Origin of the sequence: Terrabacter sp. Soil810, from assembly GCF_001429645.1 — a bacterium.
Lineage (GTDB): Bacteria > Actinomycetota > Actinomycetes > Actinomycetales > Dermatophilaceae > Terrabacter.
Genome location: NZ_LMSW01000016.1, coordinates 243,046 through 267,545 on the forward strand (window position 1 = coordinate 243,046; position 24,500 = coordinate 267,545).

Consider the following 24,500-nt stretch of genomic DNA (forward strand, 5'->3'; position numbering starts at 1 on the left):
GACCCGGCGGGCGTCACCTCGAACGAGGGACGGGCTCGGGGCTGCGGACGAGAGGGCGGTCGAGGTCGAGCAGGTGTCGCCAGTCGGTGCGGCGGGCGGTGCGCAGGCCGCTCCGCAGCAGCAGGACGAGGACGACGATCGCGACCGGCACCCCGACGGCGGTCGTGGTCAGCCCGAGGCTGTAGCCCTCGGGCAGCGTCGCGAAGCAGACGACCGTGGCGACCACGGCCAGGGGACCCTCGAGACGCTCCTGCCACAGGGCGCCGAGCGACACGGCGAAGAGCGGAAGCGCCCAGAGGTAGTACCACCCGAGGAAGACGGGGGCGAGCACGACGACGGCGAGCATCGCCCAGGCGACGCCGCGGACCGGCCGCAGTCGTGGCTCGGCCGCGGCGTCCTCCGCGGCCAGGTCGCGGGTGTCCGCGGGCTTGAGCGCCGCGAGCCAGACGAGCACGAGGAGCAGGGCGAGCACGACGAACCCGACGGCCCGCGCGGCCGCGATGCCGGTGTCGCGCCACGCGTCGTGGCCGAGCAGGTGCCCGACGGCGCCGACGGCGATCCCGATCGCGGTGGGCAGTGACGTCCACTGCTCGTTCTTGCCGGGGGTCCCCGTCGGGTTGAGCCACGAGAACCCGAGCCCGGTCACGACTCCGCCGAGCGCCATCGGGACCCCGGCGCACACCAGCGTGAGTGCGCCCGCGCGCAGCACGTCACCCCAGCGGGCGTATGCCGGGTCGCCCGCCCCCGGGGCTCGTGCCGCCGCGACGTGGCGGGCCCAGAGGACGACGACGAAGGGCAGCGCGATGACGGCGGTGACCTTGACCATGGCCCCGAGCGCGATGACGACGCACGCGAGGACGAACCGGCCCCGCAGCGCGAGGGCCAGGCCCCCGAGCACCGCGGCGACCATGAGGGCGTCGTTGTGGGCTCCCCCGACGAAGTGGGCGCCGACGAGCGGCACCGCGACGCCGAGCCAGAGCGCCCGCACGGGCGACCAGCCGATCCGGCGGGCCACGTCGGGCACGGCCCAGGCCATGACGACCACCCCGGCCACGGCGAGCAGGCGCAGGAGCAGGAGCGCGACCCACAGCTCACCCGACACCGAGGCGACGGCCCGGGCGAGGAGCAGCCACACCGGTCCGTAGGGCGTCGGGCTGTCGAGCCACGTCGGCGCCGTCGATCCGCGCCACGGCGAGTCGAGCTCGCGGACGACGTGGTCATAGGGGCTGAGCCCCTGGTCCCAGAGCAGGCCCTGCGCGGCGTACGAGTAGAGGTCGCGGCTGTAGAGCGGCATCGCCGCCACGAGCGGCACGAACCACAGCGCGATCGTCGCCCACCACCAGCGCACCGACACGTCCGCCTCGCGCAGGCGCCACCAGGCGAGCACGAGCAGGCCCATCGCGAGGACCGAGACCGTCGCGAGGAGCGGTGAGCCGCCCTTGGTCGTCCACCACGCGAGGCCCGGCCACAGCACACCCGTGTTGGGTCGCGGCAGCGCGCCCGAGCCCCACGACGCGGCGGCGAGCACGACCCCGCCGACGGCGCCGGCCCATCGCCACGTGCCATGGCTGGCGGCGCGTCGCGGCTCAGCCATGCGTGACCGGCTCGTCGCCCCACGCGAGCAGGCGCCACCCGGCCACGGGGTCACCCTCCATCGTCACGACGTGCGCGTTGTCGAGGCGGCGCCCGTCGAAGAAGTCGGCCGGCAGGCCGAGCGAGGCAGAGCACCAGACGCGCATGGCCGCTCCGTGGCTCACGGCGAGGGCGGACTCGTGGCCGTCGGAGGCGATGCGGGCGATCGCCGCGTCGTAGCGCTCCATGAAGCCGGCACCGCTGTCGCCCCCGGGGATCGCGTGGTCGGGCTCGTCGCGCCAGCGGATGACGGCGTCGATGTAGGGCTGCCACTCGGTCGACATCTCGTAGTCGCCGGCCTGGATCTCGCGCAGCCCGGGGAGCACGACCATCTCGAGGCCCAGCATCTCGGCGAGCGGCGCCGCGGTCTGCTGGGTGCGCACGAGGTCGGAGGTGTAGATGGCCCCGAGGTCCTCGCCGCCGAGCCGCTCGGCGAGGTCCCGGGCCTGCCCCCGACCCTCGTCGGTGAGGTCGAGACCGGGCACGGCCGTGTCGAGCTGGCGCGCGACGTTGGCGTGGGTCTGCCCGTGCCGCACGAGGAACAGCCGCACCTCAGAGGCCCTTCACGGTGACGCCGCTCAGGCACTCGACGCCCTTGCTCGGCCCGGTGTGGAAGTTCTTGACGGAGACCGGTGCGGTCGCCCCCGCCGCCAGCGTGACGTCGACCTCCTTGCCGGCGACGTCTGAGCCGTCGGAGTCCTTGACGATGAAGACGGCCACGGTGAACGTGTGCTCCTCGGTGTCGGAGTTGGTCAGCGTGCCGGTGAAGCTCCACGACTCGCCCGTGGGCTCGCACGTCGCGTCCGTGAGGCTCGAGGCCGCGTCGAAGAGGCCGCCGTCGCTCGGCGCGGCCGTGTCGCTCGGGTCCGCCACGTCGTCGCTCGGGGTCTCGGCCGTGATCGTCGGCTGGACGGGCACGCTCACGGTGGGGGCGACGGAGTCGTCGGGCGATGACGGCGCGGGCTGGCCGCACGCGGCGAGCGCCAGCACGAGCGAGGCGGACAGGCCCAGCGCGACGGTCGGGACGGCATACGCCCTGGGTGTGCGGATGACACGGGTGGCTGGGCGGGGTCGGCCTGGCATGGGCACGTGCGGCGCCTTCCTGTCGCGAGGTGTGCGCCGCCCATTGTGCCCCGCTACGACGTCAGGAGAGCGTCAGCCGGGCCGCGACCGCGGCGGCGACCACGAGGACCCCGGCGCCGAGGGCCAGCGTGTCGGGCAGTCGCCACGGCGCCGGGCCCGCCCACGAGCGGCGCCGGGCCTCCGCGAAGCCCCGGGCGTCCATGGCGAGCGCCAGCGCCGACGCCTGGCCCAGGGCGCCGACGAGCAGGCCGCCCGTGACGACGACGGCCTCACGGCCGCGGGCGAGCGGCCCCCGGTCGGCGCGGATGCCGCGCACCCGGCGGGTCGTCATGAGCTCGCCCCAGAGAGTGTCGAACGACTGGAGCCGCTGGAGGGCCGCCGTCGCGGCCACGACGGGACGGGCCGGCAGACGGAGCCGCTGGGCGAGGTGGTCGCCGAGTCCCTCGGGGTCGAGGAAGCCGACGACGAACGCCGACGGGACGAGCAGGCACAGCACGCGCAAGGCCGCCCCGGCCGCGACCTCGAGGTCACGCCCGCCGAGGAGCCAGGCGGACCACGCGACGCCGACGACGGCGAGCCCAGCGGGCGCGAGCCGGGCGAGGACCCCGCGCAGGCGTCCCTCCGGGGCTCGGCCGTGGCCCGGCGCGAGCAGGCCGACGAGCCCCAGCAGGACCTCGACGGCGAGGACGGCGAGGGCCTGGCGCCACGTGTCCAGCAGGGCGGGCAGGGGCAGGACGCACAGCGCCGCGCCGAGCAGCGCGAGCGGGCCGACCCGGGCGAGCAGCGGGTGCCGCTCCGGCTCCGGGTCGGGCGGTGGCTGGTTCGGGGCGGCCAGCGCGACGACGCCGTCGGCGTCGTCGACGACGCCGGGGTCGTGGGTCGTGACGACGACGGCCGCGCCCTCGTCACGGGCCGCCGCGAGCACGCCGGAGACGGCCGCCCACGTGAGCCGGTCCTGCCCGACGGTCGGCTCGTCGGCGAGCACGAGGGCGGGCCCGTGCGCCACCGCGGAGGCCATCGCGAGGCGACGCTGCTCACCGCCCGAGAGCTGGCGCGGGTCGGCGTCGGCGAGGTGGGCGAGCCCGAGGGCCGCGAGCAGGTCGTCGGCTCGGCGACCGGCCGAATCGGGGTCCTGCCCGAGGGCGAGCGGGGTGGTGAGCACGTCGTCGCGCACGGTGCGGCCGACGAGCGAGGTGGCTGCACGCTGCGGCACCCAGGACACGACGCGGGCGAGGTCGATCGAGGACCACTCGTGCGGCGGCGCGAGCCGGTCACGGGCCACGGCGCGGTCGCCGGTCTCGGCCGGCGTGAGGGGCAGCGCGACGTCGACGCTCCCGCCGCTCGGCGAGACGAGGCCGCCGAGTGCGGACATGAGCGAGGACTTGCCGGCCCCGCTCGGCCCGACGAGCGCCAGCGAGCGACCGGCGCGCGCCTCGAGGTCGAGGCCGTCGACGGCGAGCGTCGTGCGCGACCGCTCCCCCAGCCGACGACTGCGGTGCTCGACCCGGACGTCGGCGGCCGCCGCGACGAGACGGCCCTGCGGCACGCGGCCGGCCGCCGCTGACGGGGCCGGCTCGAGAACGAGCTCGAGCGGCTCCGGATCGGGCACGCCAGGGACCCAGATGCCTTGCGCCGCAAGGGAGTTGCCGTGCTCTGCGAGGACCTGACGCGGCTCGCCGTCGGCGACGACCGAGCCGGAGGCGTCGAGGACGACCAGACGGTCGACGAGGTCGAGCCAGCCGCCCAGCCGGTGCTCGACGACGACGAGGGTGAGACCGCGCCGCTCGACGACCTCGGCCACGACGGCACGCACGCCGGCCGCCGTGTCGGCGTCGAGCATCGCCGTGGGCTCGTCGAGCAGCAGCACGGAAGGCTCCATGACGAGCGCGCCCGCGAGCGCCAGCCGCTGGGACTCGCCGCCGCTCAGGGTCGACGGTGGGCTGTCGGGCGGCATCGTCAGCCCGACCTCGCGCAGCGCGGCCGCGACACGTGCCGGCATCTCGTCGCGGGGCAGCACGACGTTCTCGAGGCCGAAGGCGACGTCACGCCCGATGCTCGAGGCGACGACTCCGGCTCCCGGGTCCTGCAGGACGAGCCCCACCGAGCCCGGAACGTCTTGTGGCGCATGACCGCCCACGGTGACGGTGCCCGACAGGTCACCGGCGTCGGCCGTGAGCAGCAGACCGGCGACGGCGCGGAGCAGGGTCGACTTGCCCGACCCGCTCGGCCCGGCGAGCAGCACGCGCTCGCCGGGATCGAGGGTCAGGTCGAGGCCGTCGAGGACCGGACGGGAGCGCCCGAAGGGCCGCCACGTCAGGTCCTCGACGCGCACGCCGACACCCGAGGTCACCGACCGCGACCCCGCGTCGAGGTATTCGGCTTCTCGTGCCATCGGCGCGTCTACCTCGAACCCGTCAGACGGCCCGCTGCTCGCGGACCTCCTGGCCCGGAGGGAACGGGTTGAGCGCGCCCGCCGCGGCGAGCAGGCGCGTCAGGCCGACGGCGAGGAGCGAGCCGAGGACGGCCACCGAGGCGCCGAGCAGGAGCAGGTAGGAGATCTTGTAGCCCCAGCCCCAGTCGGTCCAGTAGGAGTACCACTCGTAGACGGCCTCGAAGGCGCCGCCGAGGAAGCCACCGAGCAACAGCGGCGCCCAGCTGTAGACGGCATACCCGAAGACGGCGAAGCCGAGCTCGACGCCGAGCCCCTGCACGAGGCCCGACACGAGCGTGGTCAGCCCCCACTGCGTGCCGATGAGCGCCGAGACGATCGCCGCGAGCAGCTCGGTGAAGACGGCCGCGCCGGGGCGCCGGATGATGAGCATGCCGACGATGCCGGCGACGAGCCAGGGCCAGTTGAAGAGGGCCCCGAGGGGCGGGAAGGCCGCCGACACGGCCTCGGACGGCACGGAGTAGACGAGCCCCCAGGCCCAGTAGGCGACGCCGAAGGCGACCCCGAGGAAGGCGCAGGTGAGCAGGTCGATGGTGCGCCAGCGGGTCAGCGGCCCGCTCGCGGTGATGGTCTTGGACATGGTGTGTCTCCCGGGTTCCAGTGGATACGTGTGGATACCTGGGGGAAGCCAGCCGGACGGCACACGTCGATGACGTATGCCGTGCGGTGGCCTGAGAAATACCGACTTCCTTCGCCGGTGCTAACCGGAGCAGGTTCGAGGGTCTGCGGCTCGGCCCTTCGGGCTGCCGCACTCTCAGCGCGTGTCGCGCTCCCCTGTCGTGATGGGTGGGTGGTGCTCTTCAGTTGTCGGGGGTGACTCTACTCCGCACGACGTGGGTACAGTCACGGCATGGGACCCAAGGACTCGAAGAAGGCCACCAAGGCGCTCAGCAGGGCGAAGGCCAAGGCCGAGGACGCCGCCACGCCCCGTACGCCGCTCGGCGGCCCCGTGTGGAAGATCCTCAGCGTCGGGTCGACCATCCTCGCCACGAAGATCGCGACCGACGCCACGCAGAAGGGCTGGAAGCTCGCGACCGGCCGCAACGTGCCCGTCAAGGGCGACTTCGAGCGCGAGCGCACCCGCGACGTCATCATCTTCACCGCGATCTCGTCGATGGCCGTGGCCACGGCCCGGGTCGCCGTCGAGCGCGGCGCGGCGAGCTACTACCGGCGCTCGACGGGCCACCTGCCCAAGGCCCTCGAGGACGAGAAGGCGTCGCTCACCGACAAGAAGGCGGCGCGCAAGCTCGCCAAGGGCAAGGACAAGGCCGAGCGCGCCACGAAGAAGGCCATCGACAAGGCCACCGGCGGCCGCTAGGCCGTCAGCTGCCCGACCCGCGCGGCGCGCGGCTCATCGACCGGGCGGTTCAGCGCGAGTGGTCCGGCACGAGCACCGCCGCTCCGTGCACGCGGCCGGCCTCGAGATCCATCAGCGCGCGGTCGGCCTCACCCAGCGGGACCGGCGTCGTGGTCACCCGGAGCCGCAGCCGCTCGGCCAGCAGGAGGAACTCCACCCCGTCCTGCCTCGTGTTGCTCGTGACGCTGCGCACGGACCGCTCCCCGAAGAGATGGCGCTGATAGTCGAGCGCGGGGATGTCAGTGAGGTGGATTCCCGCCAGGGCGAGAGTGCCGCCCGACGCCAGGGCCTCGAGGGCGACCGGGACGAGCTCGCCCACCGGTGCGAAGAGGATCGCGGCGTCGAGCGGCACCGGCGGCGCGTCGTACGGACCACCGACCGAGGCCGCCCCGAGCTCTGCGGCGAGCGCGCGGGCACCCTCACCCCGGGTCAGCACGTGCACCTCGGCCCCCTGGGCGACGGCGACCTGTGCCGTGAGGTGGGCGCTCGCGCCGAAGCCGTAGATGCCGAGCCGGCCGCCGGGCGGCAGCTGCGCGCGTCGCAGCGAGCGGTAACCGATGATTCCCGCGCACAGCAGCGGCGCCGCGTCGACGTCCGAGAACGAGGCCGGGACCCGGTAGGCGTACGCCTCGGGCACGACGGTCCACTCCGCGTAGCCGCCGTCGGCGTCCCAGCCGGTGTATCGCGAAGCGGCGCAGAGGTTCTCGCGTCCCGAGCGACACCACCGGCACGCGCCGCACGTGGTCCGCAGCCAGGCCACGCCCACCCGGTCCCCGAGCGCGAAGCGGTGTGCGCCCTCTCCGAGGAGTGCCACCTCACCGACCACCTCGTGACCGGGCACGACGCGGTGCCGGTGTCGCGGCAGGTCGCCCGTGACGAGGTGCAGGTCCGTGCGGCACACCCCACAGGCCCGGACACGGACCAGCACGTCGCCGGGGCCGGGCTCCGGGAGGGACAGCTCGGCCCTGACGAGCGGGTGCCGCCGCAGCGGTCCCGGCTCGTCGACGACCCACGCCTGCATGGTGCTCGTCGCGCCTCCCTCGGCCCGTCGGCCGTGCCTGCGCACGACGTGGACCCATCTCACGCCCGGACCGTCAGGCGCGGACAGGGTCCAAGGTCCCGTACCCGGGAGCCCTTCGCCCCTGAGCAGCCCGCCGTCCGGGTGGTGTTCTGGTCTGAGACCGATCGAGGAGGCCATCGTGAGAGCACACGTCGGAGACCGCATCGTGCTCGCGGCAGAGCACGTCGACGAGCCCACCCGCGACGGGGAGGTGCTCGAGGTGCACGGCGACGACGGCGGCCCGCCGTACGTCGTGCGTTGGGCGGACGGCCACACCGGGCTCATCTACCCCGGCCCGGGGTCGGTGCTGCACGTCGGAGTGCCTGGCGACGTGGCTGCGACGGCCGCACCCCGGCCGGCGGAGCCGGCGGACCATGCACCGACTCAGCACCTGCGCGAGTGGCAGGTCCGTGTCTCGCTGCTCGAGTCCGGCGACGACACCAAGGCGACCGTCGTGCTCGTCGCCGACCCGACGGACCGGCTGAGCGCCAAGGGTTCGAGCCACCGGTCGTCCGACGACCCGGCGTCCCGGCGGATCGGCGACGAGGTTGCCGTCGCCCGGGCCCTGCGCCACCTCGCCGACCAGCTGATCGTGGCGGCGGAGCGCGACATCCGGCAGCGCACGGGCGAGGAGGCCCACATCAGGACGACGTGAGCCGATGCCGCACGGCGCGAGCCGCCGCCGGACGGCGCGAGCCCCGGCACCGCCTCGTCCTGCGTCAGCCGTCGCCGACGCGGACGAGGCCCGTCTCGTAGGCCAGCACGACCATCTGCACCCGGTCGCGGAGCCCGAGCTTGGCGAGGATGCGCCCGATGTGGGTCTTGACCGTGGCCTCGGCGACGAAGAACGACGCGGCGATCTCCGTGTTGTTCAGGCCTTTGCCGACGGCCTCGAGCACCTCGCGCTCGCGCTCGGTCAGCACGTCCAGCCGCTCGATCCCCGCCGGCTGCACGGGGGTCGCGAGCACGGGCAGGAAGCCGTCGAGCAGCCGCCTCGTCGGTCCGGGCGCGACGACGGCGTCCCCGGTGTGCACGGCCCGGATCGCCGAGAGCAGCTCCGACGGGCCGGCGTCCTTGAGCAGGAAGCCGGCCGCGCCCGCGCGGAGCGCCGCGTAGACGTACTCGTCGAGGTCGAAGGTCGTCAGGACGAGCACCTTGGGGGTGGCGCCGCGCTCGACGACCCGGCGCGTCGCCTCGATGCCGTCGAGCCGCGGCATGCGGATGTCCATGAGCACGACGTCGACGTCGCGACCGGGCAGTGCGTCGAGCGCGGCCAACCCGTCGGCGCACTCCGCGACGACGTCGATGTCGGGCTCGGCGTCGAGCACCATGCGGAAGCCCGCTCGCACGAGCGCCTGGTCGTCGACGATCATCACCCGGGTCGGCCGGTCGGTCGGCCGCTCCGTCGTCACCTCGGTCATCGCTCCCCCTCCGTCGGCATCGTCGCGAGGACCTCGAAGCCGCCACCAACCCGCGGCCCCGCGGTCAGGGTGCCCCGGTGCACGGCGACCCGCTCGCGCATGCCGGGCAGCCCGTGGCCACGGCCGTCGTCGACGCTGCGCGCCCCGACCCCGTCGTCGCACACGCAGATCCGCAGCACCTCGTCGGTCTGCTCGACGTCGACGACGGCGCTCGCCCCGGGTCCGGCGTGCTTGATGACGTTGGTGAGGGCCTCCTGGACGACGCGGTAGGCCGCGAGGTCGAGGCCCACGGATCGCCCGCGCTCCGCGCCCCGGACGGTCAGCGTCACCGGCACCCCGGCGGCGCGCACGCCCGCGACGAGGTCGTCGAGCTGGGCGACCCCGCCGGTCGGTGCGAGCTCGACGCCCGAGTCCGGGTCGCGCAGCACCCCGACGAGGCGTCGGGTCTCGGTCAGGGCGTCACGGGCGGTCGACCCGATGGTCTCGAGCGCGCCCACCGACCGGGCCAGCGCGCCCTCGGGACTGCGCTCGGCGGCATACGCGGCGCCGTCGGCCTGCACGACGATGACCGACAGCGCGTGGGCCACGACGTCGTGCATCTCGCGGGCGATGGCCGCGCGCTCCTGCTGGGCGGCGAGCCGCAGGGCCTGCTCGCGCTCGCGCTCGACCCGCTCGGCGCGGTCCTCGAGGTCGGCGAGGCGCTGGAGGCGGGCGCGCTTGAGGTCGCCGAGCGCCCACGCCGCGAGCGAGGCGGCGGCGCAGGCGACGAAGGTGAAGAGGAACTCGCCCGGCCCCGGCACCCGGCCGCTGACCGCGCTGAACCGCACCCCGGCGATGGCCGAGCCCAGCGCGGCGACGCCCAGCCCGGCGAGGCGGACGGCGCGGCGTCGGTCGTAGGCGGCGAGCGAGTAGAGGGCGACGAGGAAGGCGATGTCGCCGGGGAGGAGGCTGCTCGTCGGGACGACCCGGAGCGCAAGCGCGATGCTCACGACGGCGAAGGCCGTGGCGGGGTGCGAGCGGCGCCAGATGAGGGCGAGGTTGGACAGGCCCACGACGGCCCACCCGATGCCCTGGCCCTCGCCGAGGACGACGAGCCCGAGGAGAGCGAGGACGATCGCGAGCGGCACGTCGAGGAGCATCGGCCGGCGCTGCAGCCAGTCGTAGACGCTCCCCTCACTCACCCCCCGAGCCTACGAGGGCCGTGCGACCGGGTCGTCAGACCGTGGTCGGAGACCCGCCGACGCTGCCGTCCAGCAGGCGGATGTCTCGATGATCACGCGGCGAAGCACGACTGCCTGCCGGGGTGCGGGAGGACGATGGAGAGGGACCCGAGGAGGGGCCATGAGCACTCACGTGAGACCGGAGAGGCACGGACCGGCGCCGGCGCTGACGTTCCTCGGCGCCGCCGGGACCGTCACCGGCAGCAAGTTCCTCGTCGAGGGAGAGGGCGCTCGGCTCATGGTCGACTGCGGCCTCTACCAGGGCGAGCGTCGCTGGCGGTCGCTCAACTGGGAGGCCCCTCCGGTCGACCCCGCCTCGGTCGACGCCGTGGCCCTGACCCACGCCCACCTCGACCACTGCGGCTACCTGCCCGCACTGGTCCGGGGCGGCTTCGCGGGACCGGTGCACGCGACGGCCGGCACCGCGGCCCTCGCGGGCGTCATCCTCCGCGACAGCGCGCACCTGCAGGAGGAGGAGGCCGAGGGGGCCCGGCGCGGCGGGTGGTCGCGGCACGACCCACCGCTCCCGCTCTACACCGTCGCCGACGCGGACGAGGCCGTCGCCGCCCTGCGCCCCGTGGGCGACGACGCGGCCGTACGTGTGGGCGGCGCCGCGGGCGCCACCGTGACCTTCGTGCCCGCCGGGCACATCCTCGGGTCGTCGAGCGTGCTCGTCGAGATCGACGGCGCGAGCGTCCTCTTCTCCGGCGACCTCGGCCGGCCCGACCACCCGGTGCTGCTCCCTCGGGCGCGGCCGCCCGCAGCCCGCACCGTCGTCGTCGAGTCGACCTACGGCGACCGGGCCCACCCCGAGATCGACCGCGGCCACCGGGTCATGGCCGACGCGATCCGCCGCACCGTCCGGCGCGGAGGCAGCGTCGTCGTGCCCGCCTTCGCGGTCGACCGCACCGAGATCGTCCTGCTCGCCATCGCCGACCTCGTCGAGAGCGGAGCGATCCCCGACGTCCCGGTGTGGGTCGACAGCCCGATGGCCCTCGCGGCGCTCGACATCTACCGCGACCCCGCCCACGCCGGTGAGGTGCGTCCCGACGCGCTCGAACGGCTTCGGCGGCTCTCGGGCCTGCGGACCGCGCACAGCGCCGAGGAGTCGATCCGGCTCAACACCCCGGGCACGCCGTGCATCATCGTGTCGGCCTCCGGGATGGCGACGGGGGGCCGCGTCGTGCACCACCTGCGGCACCTGCTGCCCCAGGCGCGCAACACCGTGCTGCTCACGGGCTACCAGGCCGTCGGGACCCGCGGCCGCGACCTGCAGGAGGGCGCCCGCGAGCTCAAGATGGCCGGTCGCTACGTCCCGGTGCGGGCCGAGGTCGTCACCCTCGACGACTTCTCCGTCCACGCCGACGCCGACGAGCTGCTCACCTGGATCGGCGAGATGCCGCACCCTCCGGAGAGCGTCCACGTCGTCCACGGGGAGCCGGGGGCCGCGCGGGCGCTGGCGGACGGCATACGCGAGCGGTTCGACTGCGCCGTCTCGGTGCCGCGCCTGGGCGAGCGGGTGCTGCTCGACTGACGTCTGGTCGGTCACTCGACCCGCGAAGACCTTCCCGCGCGGGCCCGGAGGTGGTCTCCTTGGAGGAGAGCCCCAGCGCGAGGAGGTGTGCCATGGAGGCACGGGTCGGTGACCGCATCACGATGGCCGCGGAGCACGTCGGTCAGAGCACGCGCGAGGGCGTCATCCGCGAGGTGAAGGGTGAGGGCGGCGCACCGCCCTACGTCGTGGAGTGGTCCGACGGCCACACCGGGATCATCCATCCCGGCCCCGGGTCGGTGCTGCGCTGCGAGCACCCCGCCGACGACGCGGCCGGCTCCTAGACGTCGAGCGCGCGAACGATCGGCACCCCGGCCCGGTAGGCGAGGTGCAGGTGGCTCGGCGCGTCGATGACCGCCAGCTCGGCGGGCTGCCCCGGCGCGACCCGACGATCCAGGCCGAGCGAGCGCGCTGAGACGGCCGTCGCGGCGTGCAGCGCCTCGGCGGGCGTCATCCCCATCTCGCGCACGGCGAGGGCGATGGCGAAGGGGATCGACGACGAGTAGCACGTGCCGGGGTTGCAGTCGCTCGCGAGCGCGACGTCGACGCCGGCGTCGATGAGCGCCCGCGCGTCGGGGTAGGGCGACCGCGTCGAGAACTCGACGCCGGGGAGCAGGGTGGCCACGGTCGTGCCGCGTGCGGCGGCGAGCGCCTCGACGTCCGCGTCGTCCAGGAAGGTGCAGTGGTCGACGCTGCGGGCACCGAGCTCGCAGGCCAGGCGGACGCCGGGGCCGTGGCCGAGCTGGTTGCCGTGGACGCGGAGCGACAGTCCGGCGGCGCGACCGGCCTCGAGGACGGTGCGGGCCTCGTCACCGTCGAAGGCGTGCGCCGAGTGCGGCTCGCAGAAGACGTCGATGCTCTCGGCGAGCGCGGTGGGGCCGTCGGCGACGACCGCGTCGAGCATGGGGCCCGTCACGAGGTCGACGTAGGCCGCCCGCCGCGTCGCGTACTCCCCGGGGACCACGTGCGCACCGAGGAAGGTCGTGTGCGGGGTGAGCTCGCGGGCGACGCGCAGGCTGCGCAGCTCGTCGTCGAGGGTGAGGCCGTAGCCGCTCTTGATCTCGACCGTCGTCGTGCCCTGCGCACGCATCTCGGCGACGCGGGAGGCCACGAGGGCGCGGAGGTCGTCGTCGCTCGCGGCCCGGGTGGCGGCGACCGAGACGGCGATGCCCCCTCCGTCGTAGGGCGTGCCGCTCATGCGGGCCGCGAACTCCGCCGATCGGTCGCCGGCGAAGACGAGGTGCGTGTGCGAGTCGACGAAGCCGGGGATGACCGCACGGCCGCCGAGGTCGCGCCGGTCGTCGGCGGCGGGGGCCTTGGCCGCCGGACCGACCCACTCGACCTCGCCGGCGGCCGAGACGACCAGGGCCGCGTCGCGGACGATGCCGAGGAGGGCGTCGCCGGGGTCGGTGTGGCCGTCGCGCCGCTCCGGGTCGTTCGTCGTCAGCTCGGCGATGCCCGTGAGGAGCAGGCTCACGCCGGGACCCCTCCCGCGACCCGGTCGATGGCGCCGACGAGCATCCGCCCGACGTCGCCCATCCGGTGGTGGCCGTCGCTGACGACGACGTCGCCACCGACGACGACGGTCGAGACGTCCGACGCGACGCACGCGTAGATGATCTGGTCGTGCGCGGCACCAGCCGTGTTGACCGTGTCGGTGCGCACCGTGACGAAGTCGGCCAGGGCGCCCTTGCTCAGGTGGCCGCCGTCGGACCAGCCGAGGGACCGGTAGCCGTTGAAGGAGGCCGCGAGGAGCAGGTCGTTGGCCGAGAAGCGGTCGCGCTCGTTGGTGACGAGCCGCTCGTGCATCTCGAGACCCCGCAGCTCCTCGAACGGGTCGATGACGACGTGCTGGTCGGAGCCCAGCGAGATCGGGCTGCCGGCGTCGTGGAGGGCCCGGGCCGGGCCGATGCCGTCGGCGAGGTCGCGCTCGGTCGTCGGGCAGAAGCACGCACCCGTGCCGGTGCCGCCGAGCAGGTCGATGTCGCGGTCCTCGAGGTGGGTGGCGTGCACGGCCGTCGAGTGGGCACCGAGGGCACCGGCCTCGTCGAGCAGCTGGGTCGGGCTGGCACCGTAGAACATCTGGCAGGCGAGGTTCTCGCCGTGCTGCTCGGAGAGGTGCACGTGCAGCGGCAGGTCGCCGACGGCTTCGACGACCCGGGGCAGGTCGGCGCGCTTGACCGCGCGGACGGAGTGGATGGCCGCGCCGAGCCGCACGCGGTCCGTCTCGGGGCGCCGTGCCGACATGCGCGCGGCCCAGGCCTCGACCGTGCCGTCGCTGAACCGCCGCTGGCCGGGGTGCAGCTCGACGTGGCCGCCGCCGTTGAGGCCGCCCTCGAGGTAGCACGTGTCGAGCAGGGTGAGCCGGATCCCGGCCTCGTCGGCGGCCTGGCGCACCGCGAGACCCATGGCGTTCGGGTCGCCGTACGCGTGGCCACCCGGACGGTGGTGGACGTAGTGGAACTCCCCCACGAGCGTGATGCCGGCCTGCACCATCTCGGCGAAGACCGCCCGCGCGAGCGCGAAGTACGTGTCGGGGTTGAGCTGCTCCGCGGCGGCATACATCTGCTCGCGCCAGCTCCAGAAGTTGCCGCCGCCCCCGTTGACGCGCCCGCGGAGGGCACGGTGGAAGGCGTGGCTGTGCGCGTTGGCCATGCCGGGCAGCGTCACGCCGGCGAGGCGGACGTCGTCGGGCTGGGGGTCCGCGTCGACAAGGACCTCCTTGAGCAGGCCGTCCTGCGTCACGAGGCGGACGCGTCGAGCGAATCCTCCTGTCAGCCAAGCACTCTCACACCAGAACGCGGTCATCGGACGTCGCTCATCGACTCGGGGTCCTTCCCTGTGCACAGCTCGGTCACGACGGCGGTGAGGGCCGTGACCCCATGGTGGCAGTCGTCCACGTCTGCGTGCTCGACCGGAGAGTGTGAAACTCCTGTGGGGTTGCGGACGAAGAGCATCGCGCTCGGCACCCCGTGCGTCGCGAGGATGCCCGCGTCGTGCCCGGCGCCCGTGCCGAGCAGCGGCGCGTCGGGCAGGACGCCGCGCAGCCTGCCGACGAGGCCGGCGTCGAAGGTGGTCGTCGGCGTCCACGACTCCGGCGTCGTCGTCGCGCCGAGGCGGCCGGCCTCCGCCGACACGGCGTCGACCACCGCGTGCACGACGTGCTCGCTGCGGCCCCGGGCGTCGAGCCAGGCCGTGACGTGGCTCGGGATCGCGTTGACCCCGCCGGGGATGACGTCGACCTTGCCCACGGTGGCCACGCAGCCGAGCCCGACGGCATACGACCGGGCGGTCTGGATGACCGTGGCGAGGCCGATCATCGCGTCCCGGCGGTCGGCGATGCGCGTCGTGCCCGCATGGTTGGCCTCACCGGGGATGTCGATGCGCCAGCGACCGTGGGGCCAGATGTCGGTGCCGATCGCGACGGCGCGGGCCGGGTCGGTGAGGTCCTCGCCGCCGTCGGGGGTGAGCGCGAGCGCCTTGCCCTGCTCGACGTGCAGCTCGACGAACCGGCCGACGCGACGCACGGCCTCGTCGTCGCGGCCGAGCGTCTCCGGGTCGCGCCCCGCTTTGCGCCAGGCGTCGGCCATCGACACGCCGTCGTCGTCGGTGAGCGACCGGGCACGGTCGGCGTCGAGGGCGCCGGTGATGATGCGCGAGCCCGCGCAGGCGATGCCGAAGCGCGCCCCCTCCTCGTCGACGAAGTTGACGACCCCGAGCGGCACGTCGGGCTCGAACCCTGCGTCACGCAGCGCGTCGACCGTCGCGAGCGCGCTGACCACGCCGAGCGGTCCGTCGAACGCGCCGCCGTCGGGGACGGAGTCGAGGTGCGAGCCGATGGCGACGCCGGGCGTCGCGTCGGGGTCGCCCCACCAGCCCCACTGGTTGCCGGCCCGGTCCTCGACGAGGTCGAGGCCCCGCGCCGCGCACTCGCCCGCGAACCACTCCCGCAGGTCGTGGTCGGTCCGGGTCCATGCGTAGCGGCGGTAGCCGCCCGACGCGGGCGCGCGACCGACGGGCTCGAGATCGGCCCACATCTTCTCGAAGCTCGTCGTCACCTCGATCACCACTCCTCGCAACGCCGGCGCCTGCGTCCGGCGGCATAACTAGGCTCTGTCACATGGACCCTGACCGCGATGACACCGCAGAGCGTAGTGACTCGGGCTCGGAACCGCCGATCCGCACGCCGGCGGTCGACGCGGTCCTCGCGGCTGGCATCGAGCACACGGTGACCCGGCACGGGCGCGTCTCGAGTCTCGAGGAGGCGGCCGCCGCCCGGGGCATCGAGCCGCGTGACCTCATCAAGACCCTCGTCGTGCGCCGGGCGGAGGACGACCACGTCTTCGTCCTCGTACCCGGTGACCGCACCTTCTCGTGGGCCAAGGTGCGCGCGTTGCTCGGCACGAACCGCATCTCGATGCCCGACGCCGACGCCGCGAAGGCCGTCACGGGCTACGAGCGCGGCACCATCACGCCCTTCGGCTCCGCTGCGCGCCTGCCCGTCATCGCCGACACCCACCTCGTCGGCCGCCGCATCTCGCTCGGCGGCGGCGGCCACGGGATCGGCCTCACCGTCAACGGCGACGATGTCATCCGCCTCTTCGACGCGACCGTCGCCGACATCTCCGACGAGGAGGTCCGCAAGGACCGTTGACGCCCCCGCGGCCCCGAGGGCGCAGACTGTGCACATGTCACGCACCCCGCTGCCCACCAAACCGTGCGCTCGATGCGGCCGCACGATCACGTGGCGCAAGGCCTGGGAGCGCGACTGGGCGACGGTCCGCTGGTGCTCCGACAACTGCCGCAAGCACGGTCTGACGCCCGTCGACCTCGAGCTCGAGGACGCCCTCACGAAGCTCGTCAGGGCACACCCCGCCTCGGCCACGGTCGACCCGTCGGAGGCGGCCAGGGCCGTCGGTGGCGCGGACTGGGAGCAGCTCGTCGAGCCGGCCCGGAACGCCGCCCGGCGGCTCGTGGCCGCCGGGCGCGCCCAGATCATCCAAGGTGGCCGGGTCATCGACCCGGACCACGCGAAGGGCCCGATCACGGTGCGCCGCCCCCGCTGAGCCCGCCCTGCACACCCGCGCGGTTCGATGTATCGCACGGTCATGGGTGACCGCGCGATACATCGAACGAGGGGGACGGCATACGCCCTCTCAGCCCTCCTGCATCGGGACGCGGACGCCGCGCTCGTGCGCGACGCGGTCGGCGATGTCGTAGCCCGCGTCGACGTGGCGGATGACACCCATGCCGGGGTCGTTCGACAGGACGCGCGCGAGCTTCTGCGCCGCGAGGTCGGTGCCGTCGGCGAGCGAGACCTGGCCGGCGTGCAGGCTGCGGCCGATGCCGACGCCGCCGCCGTGGTGGATCGAGACCCAGCTCGCGCCCGAGCTCGTGTTGACGAGCGCGTTGAGCAGCGGCCAGTCGGCGATGGCGTCGGAGCCGTCGGCCATCGACTCGGTCTCGCGGTAGGGACTCGCGACGGAACCGCTGTCGAGGTGGTCGCGACCGATGACGATCGGCGCCGAGATCTCGCCCGTGCGCACCATCTCGTTGAACTTCAGACCCGCCTTGTCGCGCTCGCCGTAGCCGAGCCAGCAGATGCGGGCAGGCAGGCCCTGGAAGGCGATCCGCTCCTGCGCGCCGCGGATCCACTTGTGCAGCCGGTCGTTGTCGGGGAAGAGCTCGAGCACGGCCTTGTCGGTCGCGGCGATGTCGCGCGGGTCGCCCGAGAGCGCGGCCCAGCGGAACGGGCCCTTGCCCTCGCAGAAGAGCGGTCGGATGTAGGCCGGGACGAAGCCGGGGAACTCGAAGGCCCGGTCGTAGCCACCCTGGCGGGCCTCGTCGCGGATCGAGTTGCCGTAGTCGAAGACCTCGGCGCCGGCGTCCTGGAACTCGACCATGGCCTTGACGTGCTTGGCCATCGAGGCGCGGGCCCGGTCGGTGAAGTCCTCGGGCTTCTTCTCGGCGTACTCGGCCCAGTCGGCGAGGTCGACGCCCTCGGGCAGGTAGCTGAGCGGGTCGTGCGCCGACGTCTGGTCGGTGACGATGTCGATCTCGACCCCGCGACGGAGCAGCTCGGGGAAGACCTCGGCCGCGTTGCCGACGACCCCGACCGACCAGCCGCGGCGCTCGCGCTTGGCCGCGAGCGCCTTCTCGATCGCGTCGTCGAGGTCCGTGGCGACCTCGTCGAGGTAGCGGTGCTCGACGCGGCGCTGGAGGCGGGCGGGGTCGACGTCGACGATGAGGCAGGCGCCGTCGTTGAGGGTGACGGCGAGCGGCTGCGCGCCGCCCATGCCGCCGCACCCGCCGGTCAGGGTGAGCGTGCCGGCGAGCGTGCCGCCGAACTTCTTCTCGGCGACGGCGGCGAAGGTCTCGTAGGTGCCCTGGACGATGCCCTGGGTGCCGATGTAGATCCACGACCCGGCCGTCATCTGGCCGTACATCGTCAGCCCGAGGTGCTCGAGCCGGCGGAACTCGGGCCACGTCGCCCAGTCGCCGACGAGGTTGGAGTTGGCGATGAGCACGCGCGGTGCCCACTCGTGCGTCTGCATGACGCCGACCGGGCGACCGGACTGCACGAGCATCGTCTCGTCCTGCTTGAGCGTGGTCAGTGTGCGGACCATCGCGTCGAAGGACTTCCAGTCGCGGGCCGCGCGACCGGTGCCGCCGTAGACGACGAGGTCGTCGGGGCGCTCGGCCACCTCGGGGTCGAGGTTGTTCATGAGCATCCGCAGGGGGGCCTCGGTGGCCCACGACTGCGCCGTCAGGGTCGTCCCACGCGCCGCGCGGACGGGTCGTGCACCTTCCATGTCACTCTCCTTCGAGGTGGAAAACGTTGGTATGCCGGGTCGCTCAGCGGAGGGGGCCGGTGACGGACTCCGCGGCGGCGAGGACGTCGCCGTCGGTCACGGCCTGGTGGGCGCCCTCGATGTCGGGGGCCAGGAAGCGGTCCGGGCCGGGAGCCGCGTTGGTGCGGGCCGCGAGGGCCGTGATGACCGCGCCCGTCGCGGGCGAGGGCTCGAGCGGGGCCCGCAGCTGGATGCCGCGCGCCGCCGTCAGCACCTCGATGGCGAGGACCCGGCCGAGGGCGTCGACCGAGCGGCGCAGCTTGCGGGCGCCAGACCACCCCATCGACACGTGGTCCTCCTGCATGGCCGAGCTCGGGATCGAGTCGACCGACGCGGGGACGGCGAGGCGCTTCATCTCCGAGACCATGGCGGCCTGGGTGTACTGCGCGATCATCAGGCCCGAGTCGACGCCGGGGTCGTCGGCCAGGAAGGGCGGCAGGCCGTGGTTGCGGGCCTGGTCGAGGAAGCGGTCGGAGCGGCGCTCGGCCATCGAGGCGACGTCGGCGGCGACGATCGCGAGGAAGTCGAGGACGTAGGCGACGGGCGCCCCGTGGAAGTTGCCGTTGGACTCGACGCGGCCGTCGGGGGTGACGACGGGGTTGTCGACGGCCGAGGCCAGCTCGGCCGCGGCGACGCGGGCGGCGTGCTCGACGGTGTCGCGGGCGCCGCCGTGCACCTGCGGTGCGCACCGCAGGGAGTACGCGTCCTGCACGCGGGTGCACTCCTCGGTGCGGTGCGACTCGCGGATCGGCGAGTCAGCCATGACGGCGCGGATGTTGGCGGCCGATGCTCCTTGGCCCACCTGCGGGCGCAGGGCGTGCAGGTCGGGGGCGAAGACGTCGTCGGTGCCGAGGAGTCCCTCGACGCTCATGGCTGCCGAGACGTCGGCGACCTTGAGCAGGTGGCGCAGGTCGTGGATGGCGAGCACGAGCATGCCGAGCATGCCGTCGGTGCCGTTGATGAGGGCGAGGCCCTCCTTCTCGGCGAGGACGACGGGCTCGATCCCGTTGTCGCGCAGGGCGGTTGCCGCGTCAGTGAGGGTGCCGTCGGCGAGGCGCACGGGGCCCTCGCCCATGGCGGCGAGCGCGCAGTGCGCCAGCGGCGCGAGGTCGCCGGAGCAGCCGAGCGAGCCGTACTCGTGCACGACCGGGGTGATGCCGGCACTCAGCAGGGCGGCATACGCCCTCGCGGTCTCGAGGCGCACGCCGGTGCGTCCGGTCGCGAGGGTCGAGAGGCGCAGGAGCATGAGGGCGCGCACGACCTCGCGCTCGACCTCGGGGCCGGCACCGGCCGCGTGCGAGCGCACGAGCGAGCGCTGGAGCTGGGCACGCAGGGCGGTCGGGATGTGGCGGGTCGCGAGCGCGCCGAAGCCGGTCGAGACGCCGTAGTGGGCGACCGTGTCGTGGGCCAGGTCCTCGATGACCTCGCGGCTGCGGGCGATCTCGGCCTCGGCCTCGGCGGACAGCTCGACCCGGGCGTCGTGGCGGGCGACGGCGACGACGTCGTCGATGGAGAGCGGGCCGGTGCCGACGGTGACGGTGCCGGCGAATGAGGCGGAGGCGGCGACGGGGGCGGGTGCTGCGTTCATGCCTCCATCGAACCGCCGAACGGCTGGCGCGGCGGCCCACGAGGGGGGACAATTGTCTCGGATGCGAGACTTGCTCGATCGTGGACTGGAGGTGGCCCACATGTCCAACGCCCCGGCCGCCGCCAACGCGCTCGACGTCCTCGAGCACCTCTCCCGCCACGCCGAGCCGGTGCCGGCCGCGTCCATCGCCCGCGACCTCGGGCTCCCCCGCAGCTCGGTCTACCACCTGCTCAAGGTCCTGCACAGCCGCGGCTACGTCACCCACTACGTCGAGGAGCGGCGCTTCGGCCTCGGCCAGGCGGCCTACGAGCTGGGCTCGGCCTACCAGCGGCAGGCGCCCCTGGCCCGCGTCGCCCGCGCGGCGATGCGCCGGCTCGTCGACCAGAGCGGCCGCAACGCCCACTTCGCCACCCTCGACGGGCGCGACGTCATCTACCTCCTCGAGGAGCGCGCGCCCGGGCAGCCGATGCTCGTCACCGACGTCGGCGTGCGCCTGCCCGCGCACCTCACGGCGAGCGGTCTCGCGATGCTGTCGGCGCTCCCCGCCACCCAGGTGCGCGCCCTCTACCCCGACCGGGCCTCCTTCCTGCAGCGCAGCGGCGGCGGGCCGCGGTCGCTCGCCGAGCTGCGGAGCGTGCTCACCCGCACGCGCACCGACGGCTACGCCCGCGAGGAGGGCACCGTGACGGCCGACCTGTCGTCGGTCGCCGTGCCCGTGCTCGACCGGGCGGGACGGCCGCTCGCCGCGATCGCCCTGACGCTGCGCACCCCCGACGCCGGCGCCGAGCACGTGGCCGAGCTCGTGGCGCGGGCCCGTCTGGCGGCCGACGACATCGCGCGCCGCCTCAGCCCCAGCGCCTCGTCCGGCCGTCGAGGTCAATAGGCTCGCACCCATGCGCGCCATCACGATCCCCGAGCCCGGAGACGCCGACAGCCTGCTCCTCGACGAGGTGCCCGAGCCCGAGGTGAAGGCGGGGCAGGTTCTCATCGACGTCGTCGCCGCGGGCGTCAACCGCGCCGACGTCATGCAGCGCCTCGGGCACTACCCGCCGCCGCCCGGTGCGTCGGAGTATCCCGGCCTCGAGGTGAGTGGCCGGATCGCGGCGCTCGGCGACGGCGTCGAGGGCTGGCGGGTCGGTGACGAGGTGTGCGCCCTCATCGACGGCGGCGGCTATGCCGAGCAGGTCGTGGCACCCGCCGAGCAGGTGCTGCCCGTGCCGCGGGGCGTCTCGCTCATCGACGCAGCCGGACTGCCGGAGGTGACGTGCACCGTGTGGTCCAACGTCTTCCTCGTCGCCAACATCCAGCCCGGCCAGGTGCTGCTCGTCCACGGTGGCAGCTCGGGCATCGGCACCATGGCCATCCAGCTCGCCAAGGCGGTCGGCGCGCACGTCGCCGTCACGGCCGGCAGCCAGGCCAAGCTCGACGTGTGCCGCGACCTCGGCGCCGAGTTCCTCGTCAACTACCGCGAGGAGGACTTCGTCGAGCGGGTCCGCGAGCAGACGAAGGGGCATGGCGCCGACGTCATCCTCGACAACATGGGCGCGAAGTACCTCGCCCGCAACGTCGAGGCCCTCGCCATCAGCGGTCGTCTCGTGACCATCGGTCTCATGGGCGGCCGCACGGGCGAGCTCGACATGGGCATGCTGCTGGCCAAGCGCGCCGCCGTCATCGCCACGTCGCTGCGGGCCCGCCCCGCCACGGAGAAGGCCGCCATCGTGGCCGCCGTCCGCGAGCACGTGTGGCCCCTCCTCGAAGCTGGCGCGGTGCGGCCGGTCATCCACTCGCGGCACCCGCTCGAGCACGCCGCCGAGGCGCACCGCGAGATGGAGGCCTCCGGCCACATCGGCAAGATCCTCCTCACCACCTGAATCCGGTCGTGTCGGACTCGTCCCCTGACGCGTCCGACGCGACCGGCGTACCGTCGATCGATGGGCCACTTCGGCTCGAAGCGGCCCCCGATCGCAACGGGAGGTTCACGGTGTTCATCCAGGTCATCCAGGGTCGGTGCACCGACGCCGACGCCATCCACCGGCAGATGGACCGGTGGCGCGAGGAACTCGAGCCGGGCGCGCAGGGCTGGCTCGGCGGGACGTACGGCATCACGGAGGACGGCGAGTTCGTCGGCGTGGTCCGCTTCGACTCGCGGGCCTCGGCCGAGGCCAACTCGGCCCGCCCCGAGCAGGGCGCATGGTGGAAGCAGACGGCTCGGCTCTTCGACGGAGAAGCCAGCTTCCACGACTGCGACGACGTGACGATGATGCTCGACGGCGGCAGCGACGACGCCGGCTTCGTCCAGGTCATCCAGGGCCGGCTCAGCGACGCGGAGCGCTTCCGCCACATGATGGAGGGCCCGATGGACATGCTCCACGAGGCCCGCCCCGACATCATCGGCGGCACCATCGCGATCGACGCCGACGGCTTCTTCACCCAGACGATGGCCTTCCGCACCGAGGACGCGGCGCGCGAGGGCGAGCAGAAGAGCCCGCCCCCCGAGACCCAGGCGGAGATGGACGAGATGATGGCGCTGATGAGCGACGTCAGCTACCACGACCTCCACCACCCGTGGTTCGCCACGGCCGGCGCGCGCTGACAACCTCGCACCTGCCCGCCCTCGGGCTCGACCTGAGGGCGGGTGCCTCGTCGCGCCTGGACGCCCGTGCGACCTGACGGGGGACGCACGGGCCCCGACCATCCAGACCGGCGCGTGAGGCAGGATGGAGCGCATGAGCGACGACGCGAGCCGACAGGGCCAGGGCACCGACACCGACTCCCAGCGCGACGAGCCGCGCATCGTCGTCGTGACCCCCGACGGCATGGGCGTCGCGAACGCTCAGGACGACGACCCCGCCGATGGCAAGCACACCCACGCGGAGAGCCGCGAGGAGCGACGCGAGCGGGAGCGCACCAACCCGGCGGACCTCGTCGAGGAGCCGGCCAAGGTCATGCGCATCGGCTCGATGATCAAGCAGTTGCTCGAGGAGGTGCGCAACGCTCCTCTCGACGAGGCCGGGCGCCGCCGCCTCGCCGACGTGCACCACCGCTCCATCGAGGAGCTCAAGGACGGCCTCGCGCCCGAGCTCGTCGCCGAGCTCGACCGGATCGCGCTGCCGTTCCGCGACGACTCCCCGTCCGACGCGGAGCTGCGCATCGCCCAGGCCCAGCTCGTCGGCTGGCTCGAGGGGCTCTTCCACGGCATCCAGACGGCGCTCGTCGCGCAGCAGATGGCGGCGCAGCAGCAGCTCCAGCAGATGCGCGCCCTGCCGCCCGGCCCGGGCGTCACCTACGGGACGCCTCCCGGCATGCAGCCGGGCGAGCACCACCCGGGCGACCCGGGCCCCACCGGCCAGTACCTCTGACCCGAGGGTCAGAGCCAGCTGGAGCGCTCGCGCTCGGTGGGCACGACGCCCGTGTCCCACTGCGTGAACGGGGCCTCGAGCTTGTAGCGGAAGTCCGGCTGCCTCAGCAGGACCACGGGCTGGGCGTTCCCGGGGTTGTCGAGCGACTCGAAGTAGTCGACGCCCCAGTGGAACCACCGCATGCAGAAGAGCCGCATCGTCAGGCCGTGCGTCACGATCACGACGTTGCGCGGCGCGGCCGGCGTCTCGAAGTTGCGGTGCATCGACTCGAGGAACGTCGACACCCGGTCGTAGACGTCCGAGCCGGACTCCCCCTCGGTGAAACGGTAGAAGAAGTGGCCGTAGCGGTCGCGCTGCGCCTTCTGCTCGGCGATGTCGACGGGGTCCTGGAAGTTGGCCCAGTCCTGCTCGCGCAGGCGCGGCTCGACCCGCACGTCACCCGCAGCGACCGGCAGAGCCATCGCCTCGACCGTCTGCCGGGTGCGGACGTAGGGCGAGGCGTACACCTCCACCGACTCACCGTCGAGCACGTCCCGGATGACGGCACCGGTCTGGCGCGCCTGCTCGAATCCCTTGGGTGTCAAGCCGATCCGATGGTCGGGGACCCGCTCGTAGATGGTGTCGTCGAGGTTCCCCTCGGACTCGCCGTGTCGCACGAGGATGATCCGGGTCGGTCGGTGCTCGAGGCTCACCGCCTCAGACTACGGTCGCGACCACGCGCCGCCCACGGGGCGACGAGCAGCACGAGCCACGCGAAGCCGACGACGAAGCTCGCCACGAGGATGACGACCCCGGCCGACCCGCCGAGGACGCGCGGGCCGAGGACGAGCAGGACGGCATACGCCACGAGCGCCGTGACGACGACGGCCTTGCGACGAGTCGACCCCATGACTCCCCCTCGCTGCGGTGCGCTGACATCCTCATCGCA

Annotated in this window: 25 protein-coding genes and 1 riboswitch; of the genes, 10 read left to right on the top strand and 15 right to left on the bottom strand. The window is 73.9% G+C overall.

Annotated features, from left to right (window positions below; genetic code table 11):
- Positions 1-13: 13 nt before the first annotated feature.
- From mptB to ASG96_RS21950, 5 genes are read right to left on the bottom strand one after another with little or no spacing between them, the layout of a single operon-like run.
- Positions 14-1,594 (bottom strand): polyprenol phosphomannose-dependent alpha 1,6 mannosyltransferase MptB, encoded by a 1,581-nt coding sequence (mptB, locus tag ASG96_RS21930; RefSeq protein ID WP_057589399.1) that lies wholly within the window; start codon positions 1,592-1,594, stop codon positions 14-16.
- Positions 1,587-2,183 (bottom strand): histidine phosphatase family protein, encoded by a 597-nt coding sequence (locus ASG96_RS21935; protein WP_056751642.1) that lies wholly within the window; start codon positions 2,181-2,183, stop codon positions 1,587-1,589. Before ASG96_RS21935 ends, mptB begins: the two co-directional genes overlap by 8 nt.
- Position 2,184: 1 nt before the next feature.
- Positions 2,185-2,721, bottom strand: coding sequence for a hypothetical protein (locus ASG96_RS21940; RefSeq protein ID WP_157611111.1), 537 nt, complete (start codon positions 2,719-2,721; stop codon positions 2,185-2,187).
- Between the two features lie 55 nt (positions 2,722-2,776).
- On the bottom strand, positions 2,777-5,107 hold the full coding sequence (locus ASG96_RS21945) for an ATP-binding cassette domain-containing protein (RefSeq protein WP_057589400.1): 2,331 nt from the start codon (positions 5,105-5,107) through the stop codon (positions 2,777-2,779).
- A 22-nt stretch (positions 5,108-5,129) separates the two neighbouring features.
- A complete protein-coding gene (locus ASG96_RS21950) occupies positions 5,130-5,744 on the bottom strand; it encodes an ECF transporter S component (protein ID WP_056751635.1) in 615 nt (204 codons plus the stop codon).
- Between the two features lie 89 nt (positions 5,745-5,833).
- A riboswitch (TPP riboswitch) is annotated at positions 5,834-5,950 on the bottom strand.
- Positions 5,951-6,014: 64 nt separating this feature from the next.
- Between ASG96_RS21950 and ASG96_RS21955 the strand changes: the two genes are divergently transcribed.
- The gene (locus tag ASG96_RS21955) at positions 6,015-6,482 is read left to right on the top strand and encodes a DUF4235 domain-containing protein (RefSeq protein WP_056751631.1); all 468 of its coding nucleotides are present in this window, start codon (positions 6,015-6,017) and stop codon (positions 6,480-6,482) included.
- Between the two features lie 49 nt (positions 6,483-6,531).
- Here the strand turns inward: ASG96_RS21955 and ASG96_RS21960 are convergent, their stop codons facing one another.
- Complete coding sequence (locus ASG96_RS21960; protein ID WP_369813651.1) at positions 6,532-7,605, bottom strand: zinc-dependent alcohol dehydrogenase family protein; 1,074 nt, start codon at positions 7,603-7,605, stop codon at positions 6,532-6,534.
- A 115-nt stretch (positions 7,606-7,720) separates the two neighbouring features.
- Between ASG96_RS21960 and ASG96_RS24765 the strand changes: the two genes are divergently transcribed.
- Positions 7,721-8,236, top strand: a complete 516-nt coding sequence (locus ASG96_RS24765; protein ID WP_056751626.1) for a DUF1918 domain-containing protein — start codon at positions 7,721-7,723, stop codon at positions 8,234-8,236.
- A gap of 64 nt (positions 8,237-8,300) precedes the next feature.
- On the opposite strand, the gene ASG96_RS21970 is transcribed toward ASG96_RS24765, so the two are convergent.
- Together ASG96_RS21970 and ASG96_RS21975 are read right to left on the bottom strand one after the other, a co-directional pair.
- Positions 8,301-9,002 carry a response regulator transcription factor gene (locus tag ASG96_RS21970; RefSeq protein ID WP_057589402.1) on the bottom strand — a complete coding sequence of 234 codons (702 nt, stop codon included), beginning with the start codon at positions 9,000-9,002 and terminating at the stop codon, positions 8,301-8,303.
- Positions 8,999-10,183 carry a sensor histidine kinase gene (locus ASG96_RS21975; protein WP_056751619.1) on the bottom strand — a complete coding sequence of 395 codons (1,185 nt, stop codon included), beginning with the start codon at positions 10,181-10,183 and terminating at the stop codon, positions 8,999-9,001. The genes ASG96_RS21970 and ASG96_RS21975 overlap by 4 nt, the downstream gene beginning before the upstream one ends.
- 160 nt (positions 10,184-10,343) lie before the next feature.
- Between ASG96_RS21975 and ASG96_RS21980 the strand changes: the two genes are divergently transcribed.
- Both ASG96_RS21980 and ASG96_RS21985 read left to right on the top strand, forming a co-directional pair.
- A complete protein-coding gene (locus ASG96_RS21980; RefSeq protein WP_056751616.1) occupies positions 10,344-11,756 on the top strand; it encodes an MBL fold metallo-hydrolase in 1,413 nt (470 codons plus the stop codon).
- Between the two features lie 92 nt (positions 11,757-11,848).
- A complete protein-coding gene (locus ASG96_RS21985) occupies positions 11,849-12,058 on the top strand; it encodes a DUF1918 domain-containing protein (RefSeq protein ID WP_020142172.1) in 210 nt (69 codons plus the stop codon).
- On the opposite strand, the gene hutI is transcribed toward ASG96_RS21985, so the two are convergent.
- Genes hutI through ASG96_RS22000 form a run of 3 tightly spaced genes read right to left on the bottom strand, consistent with a single transcriptional unit; the run spans position 12,055 to position 15,841 of the window.
- Entirely contained in the window at positions 12,055-13,251 is a 1,197-nt protein-coding gene (hutI, locus tag ASG96_RS21990) for an imidazolonepropionase (RefSeq protein WP_057589403.1), read from the bottom strand. The genes ASG96_RS21985 and hutI overlap by 4 nt on opposite strands.
- Positions 13,248-14,582 (bottom strand): formimidoylglutamate deiminase, encoded by a 1,335-nt coding sequence (locus ASG96_RS21995; protein WP_056751611.1) that lies wholly within the window; start codon positions 14,580-14,582, stop codon positions 13,248-13,250. The genes hutI and ASG96_RS21995 overlap by 4 nt, the downstream gene beginning before the upstream one ends.
- Complete coding sequence (locus tag ASG96_RS22000) at positions 14,579-15,841, bottom strand: allantoate amidohydrolase (RefSeq protein ID WP_082591965.1); 1,263 nt, start codon at positions 15,839-15,841, stop codon at positions 14,579-14,581. The genes ASG96_RS21995 and ASG96_RS22000 overlap by 4 nt, the downstream gene beginning before the upstream one ends.
- A gap of 53 nt (positions 15,842-15,894) precedes the next feature.
- On the opposite strand from ASG96_RS22000, the gene ASG96_RS22005 reads away from it, so the two are divergent.
- Together ASG96_RS22005 and ASG96_RS22010 are read left to right on the top strand one after the other, a co-directional pair.
- Positions 15,895-16,428 carry an aminoacyl-tRNA deacylase gene (locus ASG96_RS22005; protein WP_082588448.1) on the top strand — a complete coding sequence of 178 codons (534 nt, stop codon included), beginning with the start codon at positions 15,895-15,897 and terminating at the stop codon, positions 16,426-16,428.
- Between the two features lie 34 nt (positions 16,429-16,462).
- Positions 16,463-16,840, top strand: a complete 378-nt coding sequence (locus ASG96_RS22010) for a DUF2256 and DUF3253 domain-containing protein (RefSeq protein ID WP_056754334.1) — start codon at positions 16,463-16,465, stop codon at positions 16,838-16,840.
- A 90-nt stretch (positions 16,841-16,930) separates the two neighbouring features.
- Here ASG96_RS22010 and hutU read toward each other — a convergent pair whose 3' ends face one another.
- Together hutU and hutH are read right to left on the bottom strand one after the other, a co-directional pair.
- On the bottom strand, positions 16,931-18,586 hold the full coding sequence (hutU, locus tag ASG96_RS22015) for a urocanate hydratase (protein ID WP_056751608.1): 1,656 nt from the start codon (positions 18,584-18,586) through the stop codon (positions 16,931-16,933).
- Between the two features lie 43 nt (positions 18,587-18,629).
- Positions 18,630-20,213: a histidine ammonia-lyase gene (gene hutH / locus ASG96_RS22020; protein WP_057589404.1), complete on the bottom strand. Its 1,584-nt coding sequence runs from the start codon at positions 20,211-20,213 to the stop codon at positions 18,630-18,632.
- A 100-nt stretch (positions 20,214-20,313) separates the two neighbouring features.
- Between hutH and ASG96_RS22025 the strand changes: the two genes are divergently transcribed.
- The 4 genes from ASG96_RS22025 to ASG96_RS22040 all read left to right on the top strand — a co-directional run bounded on the left by ASG96_RS22025 (position 20,314) and on the right by ASG96_RS22040 (position 23,572).
- Positions 20,314-21,096 (top strand): IclR family transcriptional regulator, encoded by a 783-nt coding sequence (locus ASG96_RS22025; protein WP_057589468.1) that lies wholly within the window; start codon positions 20,314-20,316, stop codon positions 21,094-21,096.
- 10 nt (positions 21,097-21,106) lie between these two features.
- Positions 21,107-22,084: an NAD(P)H-quinone oxidoreductase gene (locus ASG96_RS22030; protein ID WP_057589405.1), complete on the top strand. Its 978-nt coding sequence runs from the start codon at positions 21,107-21,109 to the stop codon at positions 22,082-22,084.
- A gap of 110 nt (positions 22,085-22,194) precedes the next feature.
- Positions 22,195-22,806: a hypothetical protein gene (locus ASG96_RS22035; RefSeq protein ID WP_057589406.1), complete on the top strand. Its 612-nt coding sequence runs from the start codon at positions 22,195-22,197 to the stop codon at positions 22,804-22,806.
- Between the two features lie 133 nt (positions 22,807-22,939).
- A complete protein-coding gene (locus tag ASG96_RS22040; protein WP_056751596.1) occupies positions 22,940-23,572 on the top strand; it encodes a bacterial proteasome activator family protein in 633 nt (210 codons plus the stop codon).
- Between the two features lie 8 nt (positions 23,573-23,580).
- Here the strand turns inward: ASG96_RS22040 and ASG96_RS22045 are convergent, their stop codons facing one another.
- Positions 23,581-24,264: a histidine phosphatase family protein gene (locus tag ASG96_RS22045; RefSeq protein ID WP_056751594.1), complete on the bottom strand. Its 684-nt coding sequence runs from the start codon at positions 24,262-24,264 to the stop codon at positions 23,581-23,583.
- Complete coding sequence (locus tag ASG96_RS22050) at positions 24,261-24,461, bottom strand: hypothetical protein (RefSeq protein ID WP_056751592.1); 201 nt, start codon at positions 24,459-24,461, stop codon at positions 24,261-24,263. The genes ASG96_RS22045 and ASG96_RS22050 overlap by 4 nt, the downstream gene beginning before the upstream one ends.
- Positions 24,462-24,500 lie beyond the last annotated feature (39 nt).

Bases quoted from the DNA above. Each gene is read 5' to 3' on its own strand.
- mptB (WP_057589399.1), bottom strand. From the start codon at position 1,594: ATGGCTGAGCCGCGACGCGCCGCCAGCCATGGCACGTGGCGATGGGCC.
- ASG96_RS21945 (WP_057589400.1), bottom strand. From the start codon at position 5,107: ATGGCACGAGAAGCCGAATACCTCGACGCGGGGTCGCGGTCGGTGACC.
- ASG96_RS21950 (WP_056751635.1), bottom strand. From the start codon at position 5,744: ATGTCCAAGACCATCACCGCGAGCGGGCCGCTGACCCGCTGGCGCACC.
- ASG96_RS21955 (WP_056751631.1), top strand. From the start codon at position 6,015: ATGGGACCCAAGGACTCGAAGAAGGCCACCAAGGCGCTCAGCAGGGCG.
- ASG96_RS21970 (WP_057589402.1), bottom strand. From the start codon at position 9,002: ATGACCGAGGTGACGACGGAGCGGCCGACCGACCGGCCGACCCGGGTG.
- ASG96_RS21980 (WP_056751616.1), top strand. From the start codon at position 10,344: ATGAGCACTCACGTGAGACCGGAGAGGCACGGACCGGCGCCGGCGCTG.
- ASG96_RS21985 (WP_020142172.1), top strand. From the start codon at position 11,849: ATGGAGGCACGGGTCGGTGACCGCATCACGATGGCCGCGGAGCACGTC.
- ASG96_RS21995 (WP_056751611.1), bottom strand. From the start codon at position 14,582: ATGACCGCGTTCTGGTGTGAGAGTGCTTGGCTGACAGGAGGATTCGCT.
- ASG96_RS22005 (WP_082588448.1), top strand. From the start codon at position 15,895: ATGGACCCTGACCGCGATGACACCGCAGAGCGTAGTGACTCGGGCTCG.
- ASG96_RS22010 (WP_056754334.1), top strand. From the start codon at position 16,463: ATGTCACGCACCCCGCTGCCCACCAAACCGTGCGCTCGATGCGGCCGC.
- hutU (WP_056751608.1), bottom strand. From the start codon at position 18,586: ATGGAAGGTGCACGACCCGTCCGCGCGGCGCGTGGGACGACCCTGACG.
- hutH (WP_057589404.1), bottom strand. From the start codon at position 20,213: ATGAACGCAGCACCCGCCCCCGTCGCCGCCTCCGCCTCATTCGCCGGC.
- ASG96_RS22025 (WP_057589468.1), top strand. From the start codon at position 20,314: ATGTCCAACGCCCCGGCCGCCGCCAACGCGCTCGACGTCCTCGAGCAC.
- ASG96_RS22030 (WP_057589405.1), top strand. From the start codon at position 21,107: ATGCGCGCCATCACGATCCCCGAGCCCGGAGACGCCGACAGCCTGCTC.
- ASG96_RS22040 (WP_056751596.1), top strand. From the start codon at position 22,940: ATGAGCGACGACGCGAGCCGACAGGGCCAGGGCACCGACACCGACTCC.
- ASG96_RS22050 (WP_056751592.1), bottom strand. From the start codon at position 24,461: ATGGGGTCGACTCGTCGCAAGGCCGTCGTCGTCACGGCGCTCGTGGCG.